Annotated in this window: 15 protein-coding genes; 10 read left to right on the forward strand and 5 right to left on the reverse strand. The window is 42.4% G+C overall.

Annotated elements, in window-relative coordinates; genetic code table 11:
• Nucleotides 1-321: 321 nt before the first annotated feature.
• Nucleotides 322-621 carry a hypothetical protein gene (locus DEO27_RS06410; protein WP_223818175.1) on the reverse strand — a complete coding sequence of 100 codons (300 nt, stop codon included), beginning with the start codon at nt 619-621 and terminating at the stop codon, nt 322-324.
• Nucleotides 622-985: 364 nt separating this feature from the next.
• Here DEO27_RS06410 and DEO27_RS06415 point away from each other — a divergent pair, with 364 nt between their 5' ends.
• The 7 genes from DEO27_RS06415 to DEO27_RS06445 all read left to right on the forward strand — a co-directional run bounded on the left by DEO27_RS06415 (nt 986) and on the right by DEO27_RS06445 (nt 16,859).
• Nucleotides 986-3,559 carry a BamA/TamA family outer membrane protein gene (locus tag DEO27_RS06415; RefSeq protein WP_112571992.1) on the forward strand — a complete coding sequence of 858 codons (2,574 nt, stop codon included), beginning with the start codon at nt 986-988 and terminating at the stop codon, nt 3,557-3,559.
• Nucleotides 3,560-3,837: 278 nt separating this feature from the next.
• Nucleotides 3,838-7,212 (forward strand): SusC/RagA family TonB-linked outer membrane protein, encoded by a 3,375-nt coding sequence (locus DEO27_RS06420; RefSeq protein WP_112571990.1) that lies wholly within the window; start codon nt 3,838-3,840, stop codon nt 7,210-7,212.
• A gap of 26 nt (nt 7,213-7,238) precedes the next feature.
• Nucleotides 7,239-8,873 (forward strand): SusD/RagB family nutrient-binding outer membrane lipoprotein, encoded by a 1,635-nt coding sequence (locus tag DEO27_RS06425; protein ID WP_112571988.1) that lies wholly within the window; start codon nt 7,239-7,241, stop codon nt 8,871-8,873.
• 69 nt (nt 8,874-8,942) lie between these two features.
• The gene (locus tag DEO27_RS06430; RefSeq protein WP_112571986.1) at nt 8,943-9,761 is read left to right on the forward strand and encodes a tyrosine-protein phosphatase; all 819 of its coding nucleotides are present in this window, start codon (nt 8,943-8,945) and stop codon (nt 9,759-9,761) included.
• Between the two features lie 424 nt (nt 9,762-10,185).
• Entirely contained in the window at nt 10,186-15,498 is a 5,313-nt protein-coding gene (locus tag DEO27_RS06435) for a PKD-like domain-containing protein (protein WP_112571984.1), read from the forward strand.
• A gap of 73 nt (nt 15,499-15,571) precedes the next feature.
• The gene (locus DEO27_RS06440; RefSeq protein WP_112571982.1) at nt 15,572-16,270 is read left to right on the forward strand and encodes a head GIN domain-containing protein; all 699 of its coding nucleotides are present in this window, start codon (nt 15,572-15,574) and stop codon (nt 16,268-16,270) included.
• Between the two features lie 112 nt (nt 16,271-16,382).
• Nucleotides 16,383-16,859, forward strand: coding sequence for a hypothetical protein (locus tag DEO27_RS06445; protein WP_112571980.1), 477 nt, complete (start codon nt 16,383-16,385; stop codon nt 16,857-16,859).
• A gap of 50 nt (nt 16,860-16,909) precedes the next feature.
• On the opposite strand, the gene DEO27_RS06450 is transcribed toward DEO27_RS06445, so the two are convergent.
• Together DEO27_RS06450 and DEO27_RS06455 are read right to left on the reverse strand one after the other, a co-directional pair.
• Nucleotides 16,910-18,406, reverse strand: coding sequence for a flavin monoamine oxidase family protein (locus DEO27_RS06450; RefSeq protein ID WP_112571978.1), 1,497 nt, complete (start codon nt 18,404-18,406; stop codon nt 16,910-16,912).
• Nucleotides 18,407-18,598: 192 nt separating this feature from the next.
• Entirely contained in the window at nt 18,599-19,105 is a 507-nt protein-coding gene (locus DEO27_RS06455; RefSeq protein ID WP_112571976.1) for a hypothetical protein, read from the reverse strand.
• A gap of 260 nt (nt 19,106-19,365) precedes the next feature.
• Here DEO27_RS06455 and DEO27_RS06460 point away from each other — a divergent pair, with 260 nt between their 5' ends.
• The gene (locus DEO27_RS06460) at nt 19,366-19,767 is read left to right on the forward strand and encodes a hypothetical protein (RefSeq protein ID WP_112571974.1); all 402 of its coding nucleotides are present in this window, start codon (nt 19,366-19,368) and stop codon (nt 19,765-19,767) included.
• Nucleotides 19,768-19,783: 16 nt separating this feature from the next.
• Here DEO27_RS06460 and DEO27_RS06465 read toward each other — a convergent pair whose 3' ends face one another.
• Nucleotides 19,784-20,449, reverse strand: a complete 666-nt coding sequence (locus DEO27_RS06465; protein WP_112571972.1) for a response regulator transcription factor — start codon at nt 20,447-20,449, stop codon at nt 19,784-19,786.
• Nucleotides 20,450-20,807: 358 nt separating this feature from the next.
• Complete coding sequence (locus DEO27_RS06470; protein ID WP_112571970.1) at nt 20,808-21,218, reverse strand: DUF1348 family protein; 411 nt, start codon at nt 21,216-21,218, stop codon at nt 20,808-20,810.
• A gap of 140 nt (nt 21,219-21,358) precedes the next feature.
• Between DEO27_RS06470 and DEO27_RS06475 the strand changes: the two genes are divergently transcribed.
• Nucleotides 21,359-21,787 (forward strand): DUF1801 domain-containing protein, encoded by a 429-nt coding sequence (locus DEO27_RS06475; RefSeq protein ID WP_112571968.1) that lies wholly within the window; start codon nt 21,359-21,361, stop codon nt 21,785-21,787.
• Nucleotides 21,788-21,797: 10 nt separating this feature from the next.
• Nucleotides 21,798-22,502: an ankyrin repeat domain-containing protein gene (locus DEO27_RS06480; protein WP_112571966.1), complete on the forward strand. Its 705-nt coding sequence runs from the start codon at nt 21,798-21,800 to the stop codon at nt 22,500-22,502.
• Nucleotides 22,503-22,506: the final 4 nt, after the last annotated feature.

Raw genomic sequence — 22,506 nt, forward strand, 5'->3', positions numbered from 1 at the left:
GCAGTAAATTATTTATTAACAAACGTTACGCGCTGTTAATTGCTTTAAACAGAGCGTTATAACGCAGGAGAGAAACAATAAAATATCAGAAATGCAGTAGGGTTAACTGAAATACAAGTTACAATCAAGTTTACATTATTGCAAAATTTTTCTTACAAAGTGTTTTTCGACTGTTAGAAAAGCTAATTTTACTGGTTTTGCCATTGAAAAAATCCGTACCTAAAAATAAAGGGTTTTATGCCGGCAAGGTATCTGTATTTATGCAAATGATGAGCGTGATCCTGCAATCTTATTTAACGGCAATCTGATTATAAAGATTGGTTAAACCATTATCTTAAATATAATGAGCATAGCGGTAATAAATAACACAATCATCCCGCCAAGAAAAAGATAATCGGCTACGGCTTCTGTACGCCCTCCCTGTTTAATGTTCCCCCTGATGGAAAGGAATGAAAGGATACAGCTCAGCATAAAGAAAACAAGTGCTACGGTTACCGTTTCATCAATATAAGTACGTTCGGAGAGTTTCAGGAATTTTAATGAAGTAAGTACTACAAAACATAAGCCCAGCAAATTTGATGCAGCGTTAAGGATATGGGGCGATTTATCGTTGCGGATCATAGTATATAAGGAGTGCCGGGCATAAAACTAATAAAATATAGATCAAGCAGAATTTTAATTGTCAGAAAATATTTGATCTTCAATATCAGTAGTTAAGGGCATAACTTATGGGCCGGTGTGCAAAATACTCAAGGATTGATTATTTTTATCGAAATATTGGATGTCAATGGCCAGTAGCTGAAAGCTGTTATTTAAGAATAGTTGTTGTTTATTTAGGTTCGTGCCTTTTTAAATAACGATATATCGCCACTTATACTGTTTCGCTGTTTGTTAATATGTTGCTATATAGATAGTTGCGTGTTTGGTACGTATCTTGTAAACAGCTTATAATATTTAAGTTCCTACATCTTAAACACATTACCTCATGACAAAAAAGATACTTACCTTTTTATTCCTTACAGGCTCGGCGGTGTACGCAAATGCACAGGCTATCGCGACATCGGCCTGGCAAAAATTTCCGGATAGCACAGTTGTTAGTGTTCATGCCTCATACGATGATGTTAGTGGTATCCATCGTTGGTTGTTTGGTGAAAATTATCGTAAAGACTGGGCCATGAAAGTGAAGCTGCCCATCATCAGGTTATCGCAGGTGAACGGTGGATTAAGCCCGATAAAGCAGGGCGGAGGAATGGAATCCAAATCATTAAGGCTGGAAGATAAAACCGGCCGCGAGTGGGTATTGCGCAGCGTTGAAAAAACACCTGATAAGCTGCTGCCCGAAAACTTACAGGGAACATTTGCGGTTGATTGGGTTGGTGATGAGTTTAGCGGCCAGCATCCGTACTCTGCATTAATAGTACCGCCCCTTGCCGAAGCGGCGCGTGTACCTCATGCCAACCCAATTATAGGTGTTGTGGCCGAAGATCCCGCACTTGGACAATATAGTAGGTTATTTGTTGGAACGGTATGTTTAATAGAGGAGCGCGAACCCACCGGTTCCTCTGACAATACTTTAAAAATGGAAGGGCAATTACTTAAAAGCTATGATAACAGGCTTGACGGCGAAACGTTTTTGCGTGCCCGGATGCTTGATCTGTTAATGGGCGATTGGGACAGGCACGAAGATCAATGGCGCTGGGCCGATACTAAAAATGGTAAAGGGAAAACTTATACCGCTGTACCTCGCGATCGCGACCAGGTATTTCACGTTACGCAAGGCGTATTTCCGAGTATTGCTGCGTTGCCTTGGATAGATCCCTTGCTTGAGAATTTCACCGGAGATATTCCGAGGGTGAAATTTTCTCTTTTCAAAACACGTTTCATGAAGCAGTATCCGGATGCGCAAATAAGCTATGAGCGCTGGATGCAGATTGCCAACGAATTTGTTAAAGCCGAAACTGACGCGGTACTTGAAGAGAGTTTGAAACGCCTGCCTGCAGAAAGCTATAAATTCAGGCATGACGAACTTCTGGCCATAATGAAAAAACGTCGCGATAACATCCCGGCAGCAATGAGTGAGTATTATAAGTTTATAAACCGGATTGTGGATATCCGTACTACGGATAAAAGTGAGCTGATAACTGTTGCAGATGCTCCTGATAAAGCAATGCGTATAACTATTAATAAACTGAACAAGGATGGCGAAACCAAAGATCAGTTTATGGATATGGTATATAAGCCGGAAATTACCAAAGAAATAAGGTTATACGTTTCGGCCGGAGACGACCACGTCGTTATTAATAATACCAGTTCGCCAATTAAGTTGCGGCTTATTGATAGCATAGGAAGCAAAACAGTTGAGGTTAAGCAATCTGTAAATACAATTAAATTTTACGGGCGTAAAGACAGTACCAATTTTACCGGTGATGTTAATAAGTTGAGCAGGCATCTATCAAACGATACCTCAAATACACAGTTTTTGCCAACCAACTTATATAATGTATGGATGCCGCTTGCAACAGCAGCTTTAAATAAGGATGATGGCTTTTTACTTGGTCTCGGTTTTCAATACACAGGGCACGACGGGTTCCGTAAACTTCCTTACTCAACGTTGCAGCAGGTTATGATCACGCATTCGTTTGCTACAGATGCCTTCAGGATCAAATATAGGGGCGAGTGGATAGATGCCATTGGTAAAGCCGATTTTACCATGCAGGCCAATATCCAGTCTCCGGATAATACAGTAAACTTTTTTGGTCTGGGTAATGAAAGCGCCCTGAGTAAATTTCCGGGTTATCGCACTTATTACCGTACACGGTATGATATTTACCAGTTTGATCCGGCTTTACGCTGGCATACCGGCAAAAACAGTGATATCAGTGTAGGCCCTTCGTTTCAGTTTTATCATCTTGATCTATCACAAAATACCGGACGCTTTATTAACCAAACATCGCTCATTAAATCTTACGATAGCTTAACAGTTGGAAAAGATAAAGCACACCTTGGTGCGCTGATAAATTATACTACAAACCAGCGTGATAATAATATCCTGCCCACAAAGGGGTATTATTTTACTGTAACGGTACAAGGTTATGAAGGGTTAAACAGTTACTCTAAATCATTTGTACAGATCAGGCCTGAGTTTACTTATTACCAAAAATTAACTCCGGGTGGGGCCATCGTATTATCTGACCGTGTTGGCGGTGGTGTGAGCTTTGGTAAGCCGGCCTTCTATCAATCTATGTTTTTGGGCGGACAGGGTAACTTGCTCGGCTACCTGCAAAACCGTTTCGCGGGTAAGCACATGGTGTTTAACAATTTGCAGGGACGTATTAAACTTGCAGACATTGCCAGCTATATTATACCTGGCCAGTTAGGTTTGGTAGGCTTTTATGATGCAGGCCGCGTTTGGATAGAGGACGAGCACTCAGATAAATGGCATACCGGTACCGGTGGCGGTTTGTATTTTGCCCCGGCCAGCTTAACGGTGCTGCAAATATTGGCAGGCCATTCAAGCGAGGGATGGTATCCTTATATATCGCTTAATTTCAGGCTTTAATTAACCTTTGCGAAAGCTGGTATAAAGTATAAAGAAAAGAGCCGGAATCTGATCAGAAAGATTTCGGCTCTTTTTGTTATTGTTTGGTTTTGAGTTGGTTATGTTGTGTGTGTGCCAAAATATACTAATGTTAAAAGAATTAAGGAATATTTAACATTAAGTGGTGAAATGCCCCTGAAAAATACATTTCTTCATAAATCCTTATTCCTATCTTATTAATATGAAAATCCTTTCTTAATACTGCCCGGGTAGTTTTGTTTCAAACTAACTGTATTGCAATGAAACAAAATTTACTTAAAATTTCACGATTGCTGCTGGTTATGATAGTTTGCATGTTTACTTATAGTAGCCTGCAAGCTCAAACCTTAACAATCAGGGGTATCGTTTTAGACGATAACAATCAGCCGCTTCCGGGTGTAAGCGTGACAATTAAAGACACCAAACAAGGCGGCCTTACCAACGAAGGTGGTCGTTTTACCATATCAGCAAGCAAAGGTCAAACGCTTGTTTTCCATACTATCGGTTTTACTACCCAGGAAGTAGTAATAGGTACAGAAGTTTATATTTCTGTTAACTTAAAATCTGATACCAAAGCTTTATCTGAGGTTGTGGTAACAGCCCTGGGCGTTAAAAAAGAGTTTCAAAAATTAGGTTATTCACAATCACAGGTTAGAGGTGACGCGATGACAACAGCGCGTGACGCAAACCCTTTAAACTCACTGTCTGGTAAAATTGCCGGTTTAAGTATTGGTGCGAATGCTGAATTTGCAGGTGCTCCAACAGTGGTATTACGTGGTAGTAAAGACGTATTATATGTAGTTGACGGCGAGCCGGTAAACTCCGATACATATGATTACAATGCCGATGACGTTGAAACTTACACCGTACTGAAAGGCCCTAACGCGGCAGCTCTGTATGGTTTCCGCGGTATCAACGGTGCTATCATCATCACTACCAAAAGAGGTTCAAAAGATAAAAAAGGCTGGCAGGTTGATTTCAACAGTACTACCGAGCTGGAAAAAGGCTTCCTGGTATTGCCAAAAAGCCAAACCGAGTATGGTCGTGGTAGTAACTTTGCCTATACTTACGGTAACGTATTATATGATAACACGCAGCGTTTGCCTGAGTGGGGCCCTCGTTTTGATGGCGTTTTCCAAACACAACAATATGACAGCCCTTATGATCCTGCAACAGGTATCAGGCAAAAAACACCTTGGGTAGCACGTGGTGCAAAAAACTTTGAAAATTTTGTGCAAACCGGTGTTACCAGTACCAACTCATTATCAATCGCGGCCAGCGGATCAAACTATGATATGCACATTTCTTATGGCCATACTTATCAAAAAGGTGATTTTCCTAACACTAAATTAAATATCGACAACTTTAAAATAGCTGCGGGTTACGATATTACCCCAAAACTGCGTGTTGAAGGTGATTTGAACCTTAACCAGTTATATTCTCCAAACATTCCTGACGTTGATTATAGCCCTCAAAGTTATGTATACATGTTTAAGGTATACGGCTCTGCAGATTATGATGTAAACGCGCTAAAAAATATCTACCAGGGTCCACAGGGTGTTCCTGGTTTGCAGCAGTATGCTCAGGAATATGGTCGTCTGAATAACCCTTACTTTATCGCCGATAAATGGCTTAAAGGCAGAACCAAACAAACTATTTACGGATCATTAAAGCTTAGCTACAAAATCACTCAGGATTTGAACGTTAGCTTACGCGAAGCTTTGAATACCTATGATGAGCAAAATACGGAGCAGGTACCTGCAGGCGCCAACCTTAACCAATACCTTTCATGGTATACTTTTGGCTGGTATGGCGATTACAGGCAGGACGACCGTAACCTGTTAGATAACAATACCGACCTTACCTTTACTTACAACCACAAATTTGGTGACTGGAATATCTCTGGTTTATTAGGTGGTAATGCAAGGTCATTCTCATACAAATCTGACTGGGGTACAACTCAGGTGTTGGCCTTGCCGGGTGTATATAACCTTAACAACTCTGCCGGTAAACCTTATATCTACAATTTTGATTCAAAAATGCAGGTATACAGCGGTTACTACTCGTTTGATTTTGGTTACAAAAACTACTTCAGCATTAATACTACAAACCGTGTAGACCACCTGTCAACCTTACCTTCAGGTAACAACACGTTCTTCTATCCGTCAGTAGCTATCAGTAGTGTAGTTGGCGATTATATTAAATTGCCTGAGTTTATCTCATTTTTAAAAGTACGCGGTTCATTTGCCGACGTAAAAGGTGGTTTAACTTCACCAACCATCGGTACTTCATATAATGCTTTAAATTCAACCGCATTAGGTACTGGCTGGAACTCAAAACCGGTTACCGGATTATTAGGTTACGGTACCGAGTTATATACTCCATACAACGGTCCAACTTACCTGAATGCTTCTCCTATCGCTACCGGAACTTTCTACAACGGTACGCCTTCGGTTACTTTATCAAATACAATCTCAAACGACAAAATCAAACCTTTCGATGTTAAATCATACGAAGCTGGTTTTGACGCCAAATTCTTAGGAAACCGTTTAGGTTTAAACGGTACTTACTTTACTACCGAGAACGGTCCTAACATTTTCCCATTGGGTGTAGCTACTTCAACTGGTAACACAAACCAATTGGTGAACGGTGTAACTACCCGTAAAAGAGGTTTTGAGATTGAGTTGATGGGTTCTGTATTGAAAAATCCTAACGGCCTTAACTGGGATGTTAACGTAAACTACTCAACTTACAAAGAAACTATTAAATCAATTTATCCGGGCGTATCTACCCTACAGCAAAACAACCATAACTATGTTGTTGGCGACAGGCCAGACGCTATCTACGGTACCAAATTTGTAAGAGATGGTAATGGTAATATCGTTAACACTTATTCGGTTGATGCAAGCGGTAAAGTATCAGGTGGTGTACCGTTAACTTCACCAGGTGGTATAAGCAACCAGGGCTTATTAGGTTATGCTAATCCTGATTTCTCTTTTGGTATCACCAATACATTCACTTACAAAGGCTTTATCTTAAGCTTCCAGTTTGATGGCCGTATAGGTGGTAAAATTTATGACAGAACTTACTACCAGGCAATGAACGGTGGTACCGACCTGGAAACTGCAACCGGCGCATTTGGTGCAGCCCGTTTAGCTGAGTGGAACAGCACTAAAGAAGGTACTGTAGGTGCAACTCCATCATATGTTGGTCCGGGCGTTCACATTGTAAGCGGTACGCCAGTATTTGTTGGTGGCCAGATAGCTAACTTAAAAGACCTGACTTTTGCTCCTAATACCATTCCTGTAACAGTACAGAGCTATGTATCAAGTGGTATCGGTGGTAATTTTGATGAATACTACATGATCAGCCGTTCATATGCAAAATTACGTGAGGCAAGCATTGGCTATTCATTACCTGCAAGCATCTTAAGAGGCTCATTTATCAAGAAAGTAACTTTCTCAGTAGTAGGTAGAAACTTGCTTTATTTTGCAGCACGTAAAGATATTGACCTTGACCAGTTTGCATCAGGCTACAACGCGTCAGATCGTAGTTTGGTTGGTGGAAATGGTGGAAGCGACCTTGAAAGCCCAACAGCCCGTCGCTTTGGTTTCAACCTCCATTTAACATTCTAATTATCACATTGATTTAAAGAAAATTTATGAAAATAAAATCATTAATCCCATTCGCCTTGTTGTTAACAATGGGCATGGTATCGATAACCAGCTGTCAGAAAGGGGATTTGATCAATAACCCCAACGTGGCAGGCTCCAGCTCAATAGTGCCTTTGTCATTATTGCTGAACCACCTTACCGCAACATTGATCCGCAGCGATGAGCAGCCTTTTGGTTATACTTCTGTTGCCGATCAATACATTGTTGCTAACTATTCGTACTACAGGGGTACCAACACCTATAACTTAGGTAACAGTGCCGATAGTTACGATATATTAAAGTATGCTTTGAAACTTGAGCAACAGGCTACAGCTCAGTTAGGTAATCAAACCAATAAATACTATGCTTTGGGCGAGTTTTTTAAAGCCTATTCAGGTGTTTGGTTAAGCCAAAGGGTAGGGGACATTCCGTTTTCACAAGCAGGTGATCCGTCTAACCTTACTCCTAAATATGATACACAGCATGATGTTTATAAGGCAGCACTTGCTCAACTGGAAACTGCTAATACATTAATTGGTGCATTGGTAACCGCTAACCCAAGCCTTGCCAATACCGCTATTGATGCTAATAGCGGCGATATTTTTGGCCTTACCTATCAGCAATGGCAAAAGGTGATCAATGCTTACCGTTTGCGTATCCTGATCAGCTTAAGCAAACGTGCTACCGATAATACCGATTTGCAGATTCCTCAACAGTTTGCAGCTATATTGGGTAACTCAACCAAGTATCCGCTTATGACCGGCAATGGTGATAACCTGGTTTATCGTTTCAACGCGGTTAACCGTTATTCAACTTTTTCACTGGGCTTAAACCCTTACAATAATTTTGCTAACCCAGGCAGTACTTATATCAATATCGAAACTTCAACATCAGATCCGCGTTTGTTCGTGACTTCAACACCTGCTCCATTACAGATCAGCGGTGGTAAAGCTATCGGCGATTTCTCGGCCTACGTTGGTTCTGATATAAACCAGGCGCAACCAGCCTTGTTGACCAACTCAAATAACGGTGTTTATTCATTCAGCAACTACACCCGTTACTATGTTTCGGCAACCGGTGCCAATGCCGAGCCGTTTGTATTTATCGGGTACTCTGAAATGTGCTTTAACATTGCCGAAGGTATCAACAGGGGATGGGCTACAGGCAGCACCTCAACCTGGTATAACAACGGTATTAATGCGTCATTAGCATTATACGGTTTAACTAATGGCCAGTCTTTAACTGTTACCTTCCCAATTTCATCAACCGAGCCTTCAATTAACCCTAAAAATCTTAAGCAAGGCGATACCTGGGGTACAGCCACTGTAGACCTCCCTTCATTTATGGCTAAAGTTGCTTATGCAGGTGATAACGCGGCTGGTTTAGCACAGATCCTTACCCAAAAATATATTTCTATGTTTAACAACTCGGGCTGGGAGGCATTCTATAACTTCAGGAGAACAGGTATACCTGCGTTTACCCAGGGTGGTAGCGGTATTGGTACACCAAACAACCTGATCCCTCGTCGCTGGTTGTATCCTGCCTCTGAAGGCGCATACAACGCGGCAAATAATAAAGCAGCGCTGTCATCGCAATTTGGTGGCACCGATGATCCTACTAAGGATACCTGGTTAACTAAATAATAAAAACCACTAAACTAAAACTTTAACAGGGGCACTAACAAGTGTCCCTGTTTTATAATTTAAAAGGATATGAAGAACATAGTTTTATCAATATTGACCGTTGTGGCCCTTGCGGGCAGTGTAAACGCCCAGGTAGTAGACAGTGCTAAGCGCAAAGTTGAATTACAGGGAGCGGTAAATTTCCGCGATCTGGGTGGTTACACTACAAAAGACGGACATCATGTAAAGTGGGGTAAAATATACCGCAGTGCCGATATGAGCAAACTTACCGATCAGGATCTGGCAACGTTAGCCGAACGTAAAATTGCTTACGATGTTGATTTGCGTGGTACGCAGGAATCAAAACAAGCGCCCGACCGCATGAATCCCAATACCGATTATGTTTTATGCCCTGCGGGAAGCGATAACGTAGGCAATATGATGCAAAGCTTTAAAGGTAAAACTCATGGCGACTCGATCATGGTAGATTATTATAGCAATACAACTTACCTTGCCGACAGGTATAAACCGTTTTTTGGTAAACTGCTGGCTATGCCCGAAGATAAAAGCCTGGTATTTCATTGCACTGCTGGTAAAGACCGCACAGGCATCGGCGCTGCGCTGCTGTTATATAGTTTAGGTGTGCCGTACGAAACCATTATGAAGGACTACGAAGCCTCAAACTATTATCGCGCAGCTGAAAATGAAAAAATGGCTAAGCAAATGGTTCAGTTCATGAAAGTGAATGAAGGTGTGGCTAAAGATGTGGTGGCTGTAAAAAAAGAATACCTTGATGCTACCTTCACTGCCATCAAAAAGCAATACGGATCAGTTGATAACTATCTTAAAACACAGGTAGGGTTAACTAACAATGATATCAAAGCGCTTAAAGCTAAATTCTTAGAATAGCTATTATCTGATTAAGCTTTTTTTTGTAAACTACAAAGAGCGGGGGAACAAGACCTGCTCTTTGTAGTTTTTTTATTTTACATCATTCTTCATCAGTAGGTATAGCCTGCCACGCGGCAAACAAACCAGCCTTCCCGTTACCAAATACTATATGATTTCTTTGTAGTAAATTTATTTCTTTATGATTAATTTTTATTTCCTTTTTTGCTCGCTTGTTTTAAGTTGAAATAAACTTTCTGTAAAGTTAATAATTGATGCATTTAAACTGAACAATTTGAACAGTCGTACCGTATAAAAAGACACCTGATTATTGTTATAGCGGTAGCCAGACTATTTTTTACCCTGAATATAAAATGGTTTGACAAATAGAAGCTTTAGCAACCTCATCATTTAGTGAATTGATTTTAAGGCTTTGTGAAAGTTCATGAACAACCGTTTATTAGTATTATTATTCCTGTTATTGTCATTTAAAGCAAAAGCGCAAAACTGCACTTTGAATGTCAATCTCACGGCAACGTCAACCACCATCTGTTCGGGCAGTTCTGTGGTGTTAACAGCCGAAGCTACTTCGGGGACCGCGCCGTATACCTATTTGTGGAGCACAGGCGAAACCGCGTCGGCCATCAGTGTAAATAAATCTGGTACTTATACGGTAACCGTTACCGATAAAACATCCGGTTGCAAGGGTGTTACAAAAAGTGTAATCATTGTTGCAGCTAATACTCCGGCTGCTCCAACGGCTAAAAGTGTGGTGGTTTGTCAAAATAGCACGGCAACGCTTACGGCTACAGGCCCTGGTGGCGATTATCAATGGTTTGATGCTCCGGTTGATGGTAATTTTTTAGGGGGCTCAAGTACTTTTACTACGCCACCAATAACAGCATCAGTCACTTATTATGTGCAAACTACCGTTGCAGGCTGTACCAGCCCGCGCGCGCCGGTTTCTGTATACATAACCGGTCGGCCTGAAGTTGTAAGTGCCGCAACTTGTTTGGGTGGAGTAGTTACGCTATCGGCAAGCGGGGGGCAAAGCTATACCTGGTATGCATCGGCGGATGGGGGAACTGCTTTGCAAACAGGGTCATCATTTGTTACACCGCCATTAACTAAAACTACCACCTATTATGTTGTAGCTGTAATTAACGGATGCACCAGTTTACCCACGCCGGTTACAGCCTGGGTTAATGCGCCGCCGCCAACCCCGGTGGCTGCAAATGCCAACATTTGCTCGGGGTCAGTTGCAACTTTACATGCAGACGCATCTGCAGGCTTTTTTCAATGGTTTGACGTGCCAACAGGTGGTACACCGCTTATTTCAAGCCCTGATTATACAACGTCGGTATTAACCGCAAGTAAAACCTACTATGTGCAAACGGTACTTGGTGATTGTGTAAGTCAGCGCGTACCGGTAACAGTATCAGTTAATCCAATACCCGTAGCACCGGAACCGCAAACCATTACTGTTTGTAATGGTTCGGTAGCCACATTAACAGCAGCTGTAAATCCTACCGGCACATATGCATGGTATGATGCACCAACAGGTGGCCGCTTACTAAAATCCGGATTGAAATTTACAACTCCGGCGTTAACCAAAACCACTACTTATTATCTTGAAAATACTTCGGTGGCAGGTTGTACAAGCGATCGGGCACCGGTAAAAGTGAATGTTAACCCATTCATAGTAGCACCGGTTGCCAATGGTGCTGCAATTTGCTATGGCTCTATAGCTACGTTAACTGCAATCTCGGCAGGTAATGGTACCTATCAATGGTATGATGCTCCGACTGGGGGCAAACTTCTGTCATCGCAGGCAGGATATACTACACCGGCTTTAACAACAAGCACTACTTATTACGTGCAAACTACTGTTGGTGATTGTGCCAGTGCCAGGACAGCCGTACCAGTAACTGTTATTCCGCAAGTAGCTGCACCCCAGGTGCCTGCTACTACTGTTTGCTATAATGGGTCGGTAGTGCTTACCGCGACAGGTAGCGGTGCAGGTTTTACCTGGTATGATAGTGCTTTAGGAGGTAAGATCCTCTCATCAGGCTCAACATATGTTACGCCCAATTTGACGGCAAATGCAACGTATTATGTTGAAAGTGCCTCGAATGATTGTATCAGTGCCCGCACGGCGGTTACTGTTAAGGTAAATCCGCAACCATCAGCTCCAACAGCTTCTAATACTTCGGTTTGTTCCGGAACATCGGCCAGGTTAACAGCCACCGGCGATGGAGACATCCTTTGGTTTGCAAGCCCAACATCGGCAAGCCCACTGTTTACCGGTAGTACATTTAACACCCCGATCATCTCCGAACAAACAACTTACTATATTCAAAGCAGGGTAGGTGATTGCTTAAGTACCCGCGCACCTGTTACGGTTTCTATCAATTCGGCAGGCGACACGCAGTTTCTTTATACTTCAGGCACTTTTAGTCCGCTTAGCCCTAATCCTAAGCCAATAATTACTAATCCATCGGGTGGTACTTTCAGCGCTTCGCCGGCTGGTTTGGTTTTTGCAGATGTTCATACCGGCGAGATTGACGTTAAGGCAAGTGCACCAGGTAAATATATTATTACCCTAACTGGGAATGGCCAATGTTCGTCAACCTATAGTGCCGGGGTTGAAATTGTTTCCATATTTGATGCCAAGTTTAGCTACGGAGGCCCGTTTTGCCAGTATGGGGCCAACCCAAAACCAATGTTTCCGCCAACTTCAAGTGCCGGTACTTTTTCGGCAATACCCTCGGGCCTGACGTTTGCCAGCACATCAACAGGCGAAATCAATTTAAGTAAAACAACGCCTGGTACTTATGAAGTTACCAATACCATTTATAACCCGGACGGTACCGTGGGTAGCTCAGCTACTGCAAAAGTAACCATAGAGGCAGGCGCATTGGTAAAAGCAGGGCTTGACCAAAATATAAAAGCCGGAGAAATCGTATATTTAACAGGTAGCATAATGGGTGTTAACGGAGGTAAATGGTCGGGTGGATTGGGCAAATTTGCTAAGGCTACAGATCCTGTTACCACTTATACACCAGCCCCAGGCGAAAAACAAGTAACGCTTACTTTAACATCAAACGATCCTCCGGGCAATTGCGGGCCAGGGTTTGACAGGGTTGTTATCAACATAGGTTCAACTTTGCAGGCTCCGATTGCATCAGGCACTAATACCTGTATGGGAAGCATCGCTACAGTATCCGCTACAGGCCCCGGCGGTACATATCGCTGGTATGATGCGGCGGAAAACGGTACACTGTTGTCGACGGGCCCTAACTTTATTACCCCGGCGCTCACGCAAACAACCACGTACTATGTAAATACTACGGCCAACGGCCTAACCAGCGATATGACGGCGGTAACTGTAACGGTTAACGTGCCCCCAACAGCGCCGGTAGCCAGCAGCATAGGAGCATGTGAAGGCAGTCAAACTACCTTAACGGCTACCGGTTCGCCAGGTACATATCAGTGGTATGACGCGCCGGTTGGAGGAACTTTGCTATCTGTCAAAAGTACTTACGTAACACCTGCCCTTATTGCCAATACAAGCTATTATGTACAGGCCGTAGTAAATGGTTGTATCAGCGAACGTACTAAGGTTGATGTAACAATTAAACCGCTACCGGTTATTACCAGTGGTTCGGCCGATAATGTTTGCAGTGGTGTGCAGCAGAGTTATTCCATTACTGCTGATCAGGCTGGCACCACATTTTTATGGTCACGTGCGGTGGTAGATGGGATAAGCAATGCCGCGGTATCCGGTCAAACATCGGCACAAATAACCGAAACTTTAATTAACACTAAGAAAGATCCTGTTGATGTTACTTATTTAATAACTCCTGTATCTAATGGTTGCTCTGGTACGCCGTTTAGTTATGTGGTAACGGTTTACCCTACGCCACAGGTTACAAGTGCGCCAACAGGTACTTTGTGTAATATGACCGCCAGCAATTACACCATAACTTTTAGTATTCCCGGTGTAAGTTCAAGCTGGTCGAGAGATGCTGTTCCCGGTATCAGCAATCTGGCTGTATCAGGGCAAATGGCTGGCACTGTCCGCGAGATATTGTTTAATACAACCAATGCTCCTGTTGATGTTGCCTATGTTTATAATTATCAAACAAGTAACTGTGCCGGTTTGCCTTTTAAATGGGTTGTAAAAGTTAATCCATCGGTGAATGTTACCAGCAGCGCTTCCGGTCAGGCCTGTAGTGGAGAGCCACTTAATTATACCATTACTTCCAATGTTCAGTCGGCAACGTTTACCTGGAGCCGTGCTGCTGTACCAGGAATCAGCAACGCCGCGGTAACCAATAAAACCGGCAACAAGATTGATGAAATACTGGTTAATAAAGGGGCGTCACCTGTAAACGTGCTTTATGTTATCACACCATCGGCATTTGAATGTGATGGTGCCCCATTTGCCTACGTGGTAAAAGTTAATCCCGAAGTGCAGGTACCAGATATGAGAACAAACTCGCCCGTATGTGTGAACAGTACCATTAAATTGAATGTACCAACCACGCCAAATGCAACTTATACCTGGACAGGCCCTAACGGTTTTAAATCGGCCCTGCAAAATCCGGAGATTAAGAATGTGACAACCGATATGACTGGCACTTATTCTTTGTATATCACCGTTAATGGTTGCAGCAGTCCTGTAGTTTCAAAAGAGGTTGTAGTGAACAAACCGCCTACTTCATCTGCAGGTTCTAATATTTTAGCTTGTGTTACCGATCAGTACATTCAATTGGCAGGTAGGATAGGAGGTGGCACTACTACCGGTGTCTGGTCCAAAAAAGGATCTAACCCTGGTCAGTTTTTACCTTCTGCCAACGAACAGAATGCAAAATATGAGCCTACAGCCGAAGATAAAGCCGCCGGGTCTGTAACATTAGTGCTTACATCTACCAGTAAAGATGACTGTACTATTGCAACATCAGAAATGACCATAAACTTCGGTAAAACACCGGGTACAAATGCTGGTCCCGATCTGGAAGTTTGTGCCCGCCCCGACCCGATTAAGCTGGATGGTAATGTGTTGATATCCGGAGGTGGCAAGTGGACAAGCTCTGGTACGGGCACAATGCAATTTGCTGAAAATGCCCAGGGAGCGGTTTATACACCATCAGATGAGGATGTCAAAAGCGGATCGGTGAAACTTACCCTTACCGCAAACGCGCCGGGGCAGTGCTACACAGCCAGTGATGATATGGTAGTTAAATTTATTCCGCCGCCAACCGTAAACGCTGGCGGGATACGGTACGTGCTAAAAAATCATACCATCACCTTAACCCCAACCGTAAGCGATGAAAATGTTCAATACTTATGGTTACCTGATATAGGCTTGAGCAATAATAAAGTAAAAGAACCCGTGTTAACCGGCGACGCTGATATTGTTTATACGCTTTATGTTACTGATGTTAGGGGCTGTGTTAACCAAAGCCAGACCATTATTAAAGTGTCGCCCGATATTACTGTTCCAAATACTTTTACCCCTAATGGCGACGGTTTCAATGATTTTTGGGAAGTGAAAGGCTTGGTAGCTTACGAAAGCTCGACAGTTGATGTATTTAACAGGTACGGTGAAAGATTATTCCATTCGATAGGCTACGGTGTGCCATGGGATGGCAACTTTAACGGACGGCAATTACCGGCAGGCACCTATTATTATATCATCGATCTGAAAACGGGGAAACCGCCTTTATCTGGTTCGGTAACTATATTGCGATAGAGCCTTAGTGGAAAAGTCAAAGAGGGTGCAACGTTTTTAATTAAAAAGGCGTCATATAACAAAACACGCGATCATGAAAAAACTAATCTTCTCACTAATGGCTTCGTTACTAACGGTTTCGGTAGCCTTTAATACTTCCGCACAAACTGTAAGCCGTAACGTATCCGGCTACAATGGTATTGCCTGCGGAGGCCCATTTAACGTATTTATTAAGATTGACGGAACCGAAAGCCTGAAGCTTGATGTTGATGCCAATATTGTTGATGATATCAAAACCGAAGTAGAAAACGGCGTATTAAAAGTTGAATTTAAAGATCACTGGAAAAATCACCGCAATATTCAACGTGCCAATATCTACATTACAGCAAAAAGCCTGAACTACCTTGCTAACAGCGGTTCGGGCAATTCAACTGTTGAGGGGACAATGACCGGTGAAAATGCAAAAATCGCGCTAAGTGGTTCAGGAAACATCAAAACCGCCGTTAAATCAGGTACATTGGATATGAGGATCAGCGGATCCGGATCAATTGACGTTAAAGGCAGTACTGGTATGGCCGATTGCCATATTTCAGGCTCGGGCGAGATCAACGGTAAATCATTAAGAACCGAAACTGTTGAAGCTTCGATTGCCGGTTCAGGAAATATCAATGTTATTGCCAGCAAAACTGTTTCGGCCCGTATTTCAGGTTCCGGAAGCGTTGTATATTCAGGCACAGCCACAACAGGCGAAACACACTATGCCGGCTCAGGCAGGGTTAGCAAGGCTGATTAATCAACTGCTCATCTAAAATATTGAAAGACTGTCCCATTCGGGCAGTCTTTTTTTGTTGTTACTGTCGCAAATTACAGATAGCCATCGTAATATCAATTAAAACCTTCACTTTATGATAAAGCCTGTATTGAAAATTAGAAAATTAGCCACTGTCCTGCTGGTCGTGGCTTTGTTCTTTCTGGCTGCCTGTAAAAAAGATAAGGCCCAGCAACATGTCGCTTCGAAAAATACATCCCTTTTTGGCCAGTGGTATATACCAATAAAGGAGGGAGAGCAAGGTCGTTACTTAATTTTCGCGTCGGATAGTACCTTTTTGCTTGCCGATGTGACTTATAAAAATGGTAATTCAACAACTGTGCAGTATACCGGTAAATTCCATACAAAGGGTGATGGCCTAAACATAGTTATCGCTAAAAAAACGGTAAGCGAGAGTGGTAATGTCATTAGCACTGAGTCTTCTGACGCTCAATTTTACGTGAACTCGGCATTTGTTGTTGATGACCGTAAATTGACGCTGAACTACGCCGATACTAATGGAGCTCCTTTGAAAAGTGTTTTTTCAATGGTGCTTCAAGATAAAGTTATTTAGTTTGGTTCGATAGTTTGTTTTTAGCACCCCGGCCGGGGTGCTTTTTTGTTTTATACTTTATCAATTTCACCGGCAACCCGCTGTGCCGATCGGATGCATGATTCCATTCCGCGGCTTAAATTATCGGCATAAGTACCGGCAAAATAGATTCGTCCGTTGGGTTTCATGATCTGGGGCCAAAAACGGTGCATTTGCCCTATTGGGAATGGTTCCATCTCGCAGGCAGGGGCAAATGCGTCGCGTGTCCAGTCTTTGGTTAGGGCTTGTTCAATAGTATCATGCTTACCCGGGTAAACCTGCCTGAAGGCATCCAGTACCTGCTGTGGTGTGAGGCCGCCGGGGCCGTAAGCTTTCAAAATGACTTTCTCGCCGCCAACTTCATTGGTTTCTTCCCATATGGATGATATGTACGGATGCTCAAACTCCATATTAATGCTTTTAAAACCATCATCGAGCCAAAAACGGCTGCTTGCCTCAAATACATAGAAGGGGTGCGATGAATAAGTGGTACGGTTAACCACATATTGTTTTTCGGGTGAGAGGGGCGGCGAAAGTGGAATAGTTTTAAAAATGGGCAGCGTGATACAATTCACCAGGAAGTCGGCACTCATTTCCTGTTCGGCTTTGCCGTATGGTTTGTATTTTACCGTAACGCCTGTAGCCGAATGGTTGATTGCTGTTATCCGATGGTTTAGTTTCACTCTGTTTCCAAGACTTTTAGCGAAGGCAATGGGCAGTTGTTCATTGCCACCTTTTAAATGATAAGTGTCGCCCTCGGATAGTGGAATGCCTCGCGACTCCATAACATAAGCCCGCCAAAGATGATACAAAGCGGAAGTCCGCTGACCGCCTAAATAGCCGAGTGCCGCAACAGATGCCCCTTCTCTTTTATAGAGTTCGCTAACAGGAATTTTATCAAGATCGTCATATCCAATACCGAAAGGCTGATACGGGTCTGTGAACTTGCCGCTATAATTTTTCAGGTAGAAGGAACTTAGTGCATAAAACGGGTTTTCGGTCAGGAATTTAACCTCCCGTTCATTAAAGCCCATTTTTGTTAATACAGCGGGGCTCTTCATTTCGTCATCGGTATAAAACTTACCGCCAATCATGCGTAAGCCATTGCGGTTAGGTGCCGCGGCCGAGCCTTCAGCATGAGGATAGGGCAGGGCTGTAAGCTTAAACGCATCAACGTATTCAAAAAACTTTTCGTAACCCGGTTTGGTGATATGATCGGCACCATAATCGGCATATAAACCATCTGATAAGCCGTCTCTTCCTGTAAAAACATGACCGCCGTACCGGCCATCGGCCTCTAATACAGTTACATCATGACCGGCTTTCATTAATTCATATGCGCAGCAAAGGCCTGTAATGCCGGCTCCGGCAACAATTACTTTTTTACCTGATGTTGGGTTGGTGTTATCAGGGCTGATGATCTTTGGATTATCGTGATCTTGAGCGCTTAATAATTGCGGTGCAAGGACAGTACTGGCACCGGCCAGTAGGGTATGTTTAATGAATGATCGCCTTTTGATATCTTTCATAGGTTAACGATGATTTGACGCGGAATAGCTTTCAATAAATTTAGGATTATTTGGCTATGATTATTTGCATCAATTCAACTTTAGGATCCGGTTAGCCTGATGTAGAAGTATTGTAGGGAAACAAAAATGCCTGCCCGTAAAAACAGGCAGGCCCCAGACAGTTAATATATTATAGGTTCGGCAGATATCTATTTACAATGCAGGTGTTAACCCTTTGCGTTGGCTCTTCAGTTTAATTGCCTGGAATATCATAATGATTATAAACAGCACTAACAAAATCATAAGTCCTGTTTTTACTATGGGCGAATCAGGGCCATCGGCCAGGGGCTGTTCAACCGGAAGCCTTGTTAATGTTTCAACCACGGCTGGCACTAAGGAAAAGAATAAGGTGGCTGTCATGCCTATGGTTTGTACATAATCGGCTTTGCCACCGAAAACGCGTAACGACGGTGCATAGTAAACAATAGGCAACAATATCAAAATAAGGAACGACAGGTTATGGGCGCTGCTCAGGTGACCGGTTTTCATAACCAGGAACGAGGTTAAACAGGCCAGTGCGGTAAAAATGCCGTAAAGCGTTCCGTTTTTGGTTTTAGGGGCGATTTTCCCATCCTGAAATAAAGCGATAAAACCAACAGCAACACCTACAAGGCTTATTGCCGTATGAATAACTCCGAATGTTGATAAATGATTTGGCATAAAGGTGATTTTTTAAGGTTAACGATATTTTGAAAAAGTGATTTTCTTGAGAACAATACCAGTTAACCAATCCTTGTGCCTGTTTTTTATATCTCTGATAGTGAGTTATTTATGTTTGTTGGTGACTTTGCGATGACGATATATCGTAACGATTTGCTGTTGATGACGGAATGCAGTAATTATCAGTTACTTAAACATTGCTACAAACTTTATTTGTAAGGGAGGGTTAGTATTTATATAGCACACTAAATCTGAAACAAATGTTAAGCATTTATTACAAGATCTGGGTTGATGCCATTACACAGGAAAGGGCAAAGAAAGGGGCAGACGGTAATTGGAAAGCGTTTACCATTATCTCCATGTCGTTAATTCAGGGTGTTAACCTGCTTACGCTATTATTTATTCTTCGCTTTTTTACTGATATCCCTATCCTTTTTACTATAGACCTGACCAGGGATAAGGCCATAAACGCGTTTATGGCAGGCTTATTGGTATTTTTTATTCCGTTTGCAATTTTGAATCACCTGCTTATATTTTATAACCAGCGTTATAACAAGCTGATAAACTTATATCCCAGTCGTAATAGCAAACTATATCGTAATTATGTTTTAATCAGTCTGGGTATCATTGTGATACCGTTCATATTCAAAACAATTTTTTAATGAAGAGGGGATAAGCTTAAACGCTTATGATCTGATTTTTGATAGCGAAAAGTACCATGCCCGTTCTTGATTTAAGCCCGAATTTTTGAAACAACGATTCCCGGTAATTGTCGATAGTGTGGGGGCTCAGGTTCATTTCATCAGCAATTTGCCTATAGGTAAGCTCCGAACAGCTTAGCTTCAGAAAAGTGAGCTCGTTTGATGTGAGTTCCTTCGATTTGTCGGCCGGAGTGTTTTTATTTTGCATAGTATGCAGTAGTTTCCCGCTTACAAGTTCATTAAGGTAATAACCATGTTTTTGGATGGTTTGCATTGCGTGAACCACGTCCCTTATTTTTGATTCCTTGAGCATATAGCCAACGGCACCGCTCCTGAGCATATTGATAATTGGGCGGTCTTCGTCAGACATGCTTAGTGCCAGTACCTTTATAGCCGGATGATTTGTCTTTAGCCAGGCCGTGGCTTCGTAACCATCCATCACCGGCATAGTGATATCCATTAATATGATATCCGGCGAGGGGAACTTTTTGATCTTGCTGATCATATCCTCCCCATTTTCGGCATCAAAAACAACCGTAACCTCCTCAAAATCGCCAAGTAAACTGATCATGCCTTGCCTGAACAAGGTGTGGTTATCGATAATAGCAATTTGTATAGGTGGGGTCGAAGTCGAGGTTTGCATTAATTATAGGTTATATCTATTAACCGGTGTTAAAAAAATGCAAAATAGGAAAAATAATGTACTTGTATTTCATTTTATTATCCGTTTTGAACTAAAAAAAGGGTGATATCACCCTTTTTGATTTTTAACGCTTCAACGAGATTTGAGATATTAAGAAATATCCCCGGATTTTGAATTGTACCCCTGAAAAATAACAATGTGAAGTATCTAACGCCAATGAAAAAGCATCAGAATATTGAAAAAGATAGCTCAGATGATAAACCTAAATTAAGGGAAGCCCTAAACCTTTTTGCTTAATTATTAAACATTGATGTTACCCATTGTAAAGGCTATTGGCCCTTATAATGGGTTCTTTGTTTTACAGCCGCCTGTCTTGCTCTTTAATGGGTAAATCGTTGATGCTGGTATAACGTTTTTGCATCAGACCGTTTTCGTCAAATTCCCAGTTCTCGTTTCCATAAGCACGGAACCATTCACCTGCGGCATTGCGGTATTCATACTCAAAACGTACGGCTATGCGGTTATCTGTAAAGGCCCACAGCTCTTTTTTTAGTTTATAGTCGAGTTCTTTTTGCCATTTGCTGGTTAAAAATTCAACAACCTGTTCGCGGCCGTTTATAAATTCCGAACGGTTGCGCCATTCGGTGTTGATTGTATACGCTAAGGAAACCCTTGCCGGGTCTTGGCTGTTCCAGGCATCTTCGGCCAATTGCACTTTTTGAGTAGCAGTTTCAAAATTAAATGGGGGGAGTGGCAGCTTCTGTTCCATGATGGTAATAATCTAATTTGATACATCAAAGTTAAGATGAGGCTGCCTGGTTTTATGGTACTATTTACGGTTCCTTTGGTATTAAGTATTCTTTTTTTAAATTAGATAACGCTTCGCAATCAATTATTACCTGCTTAATCATGAAAGCCAAAACCACAACACCAGTCGCACTTGCAGATTCGGCAGGTGTAGATGTGTACATGAAAAAACTTGACCACCCGCTGAAGGATGTATTGGAGGCTTTAAGGAAAATTATCCTGAGCGCTGACAGCGGAATAGGTGAGCATATCAAATGGAACGCGCCGAGTTTTTTGTATACCGGCGAAATGAGGGCCTTTGATCCTAAGGAATATAAAAGGTATGTGATTGTTTCAAACGTGTTTCAGAAAGATTGTATCAGGCTGGTATTTCCTTCGGGAGCTAAGATCAACGATACATCCGGTTTACTTTCCGGTGATTACGCGGATGGCCGGAGACTGGCCTTTTTTCATGATATGGAAGAAGTCGCCGCGAAAGAGGAGGCTTTGAAAAACGCGGTAAAAACCTGGTTGGCGATATTGGATAAGTAGTAACATAGTCATGATCAAATTCATCCAGCATATCAAAGATCTTAATGTGGAAGCTGTTAAGGTCATGATTGGAAAAGATCCGCGGTGGCTTACCTGGGCGGAAGACAGTGGTAAAAACGCGCTTCATTATTTATGTGGTGTTGAAATTGCTAAACGCCCGGCAAACGCTGAAGATAGTTTAACTATTCTTAAAATGTTGCTTGCCAAAGGTATGGATATTAATGCGGTACACCGGATAAAAGAAGAATGTGGCTTTTTTCCTGCTACACCACTTTGGTACGCTTATACCCGGGGACGAAATGAACTATTATACAAGTATCTGTTGGCAAACGGTGCCGATCCGGAGCATTGTATGTATGCTATAACCTGGTACAATGATGTTGAAGCTGCTGATTTGTTTAAAAGCTATGGCGCGCAAACTGATAATGGTATTGGAAACGATACCCCGTTTATGGCTGCCTATAACTGGAAACGTTTTGAAATAGCCGAATGGTTTTTAAAGAATGGCGCTGATGTAAACTTTGCAGATAAGGATGGTAATACAACACTTTTTCATGCCGTGAAACGCAAGTACAAGCTTGACCAGATTGGGCTGTTGCTGAAATATGGCGCCGATTTTAATATAGAGAATAAGGATGGCCTCTCTGCTAAGAAATTGGCGCAGCAAAACAACCAGGCAGGGGTTTTGAAGTTGTTTCAGAAGAATAATTCATAAATGC

The sequence above is a fragment of the Mucilaginibacter rubeus genome, from assembly GCF_003286415.2.
Classification (GTDB): Bacteria; Bacteroidota; Bacteroidia; order Sphingobacteriales; family Sphingobacteriaceae; genus Mucilaginibacter; species Mucilaginibacter rubeus_A.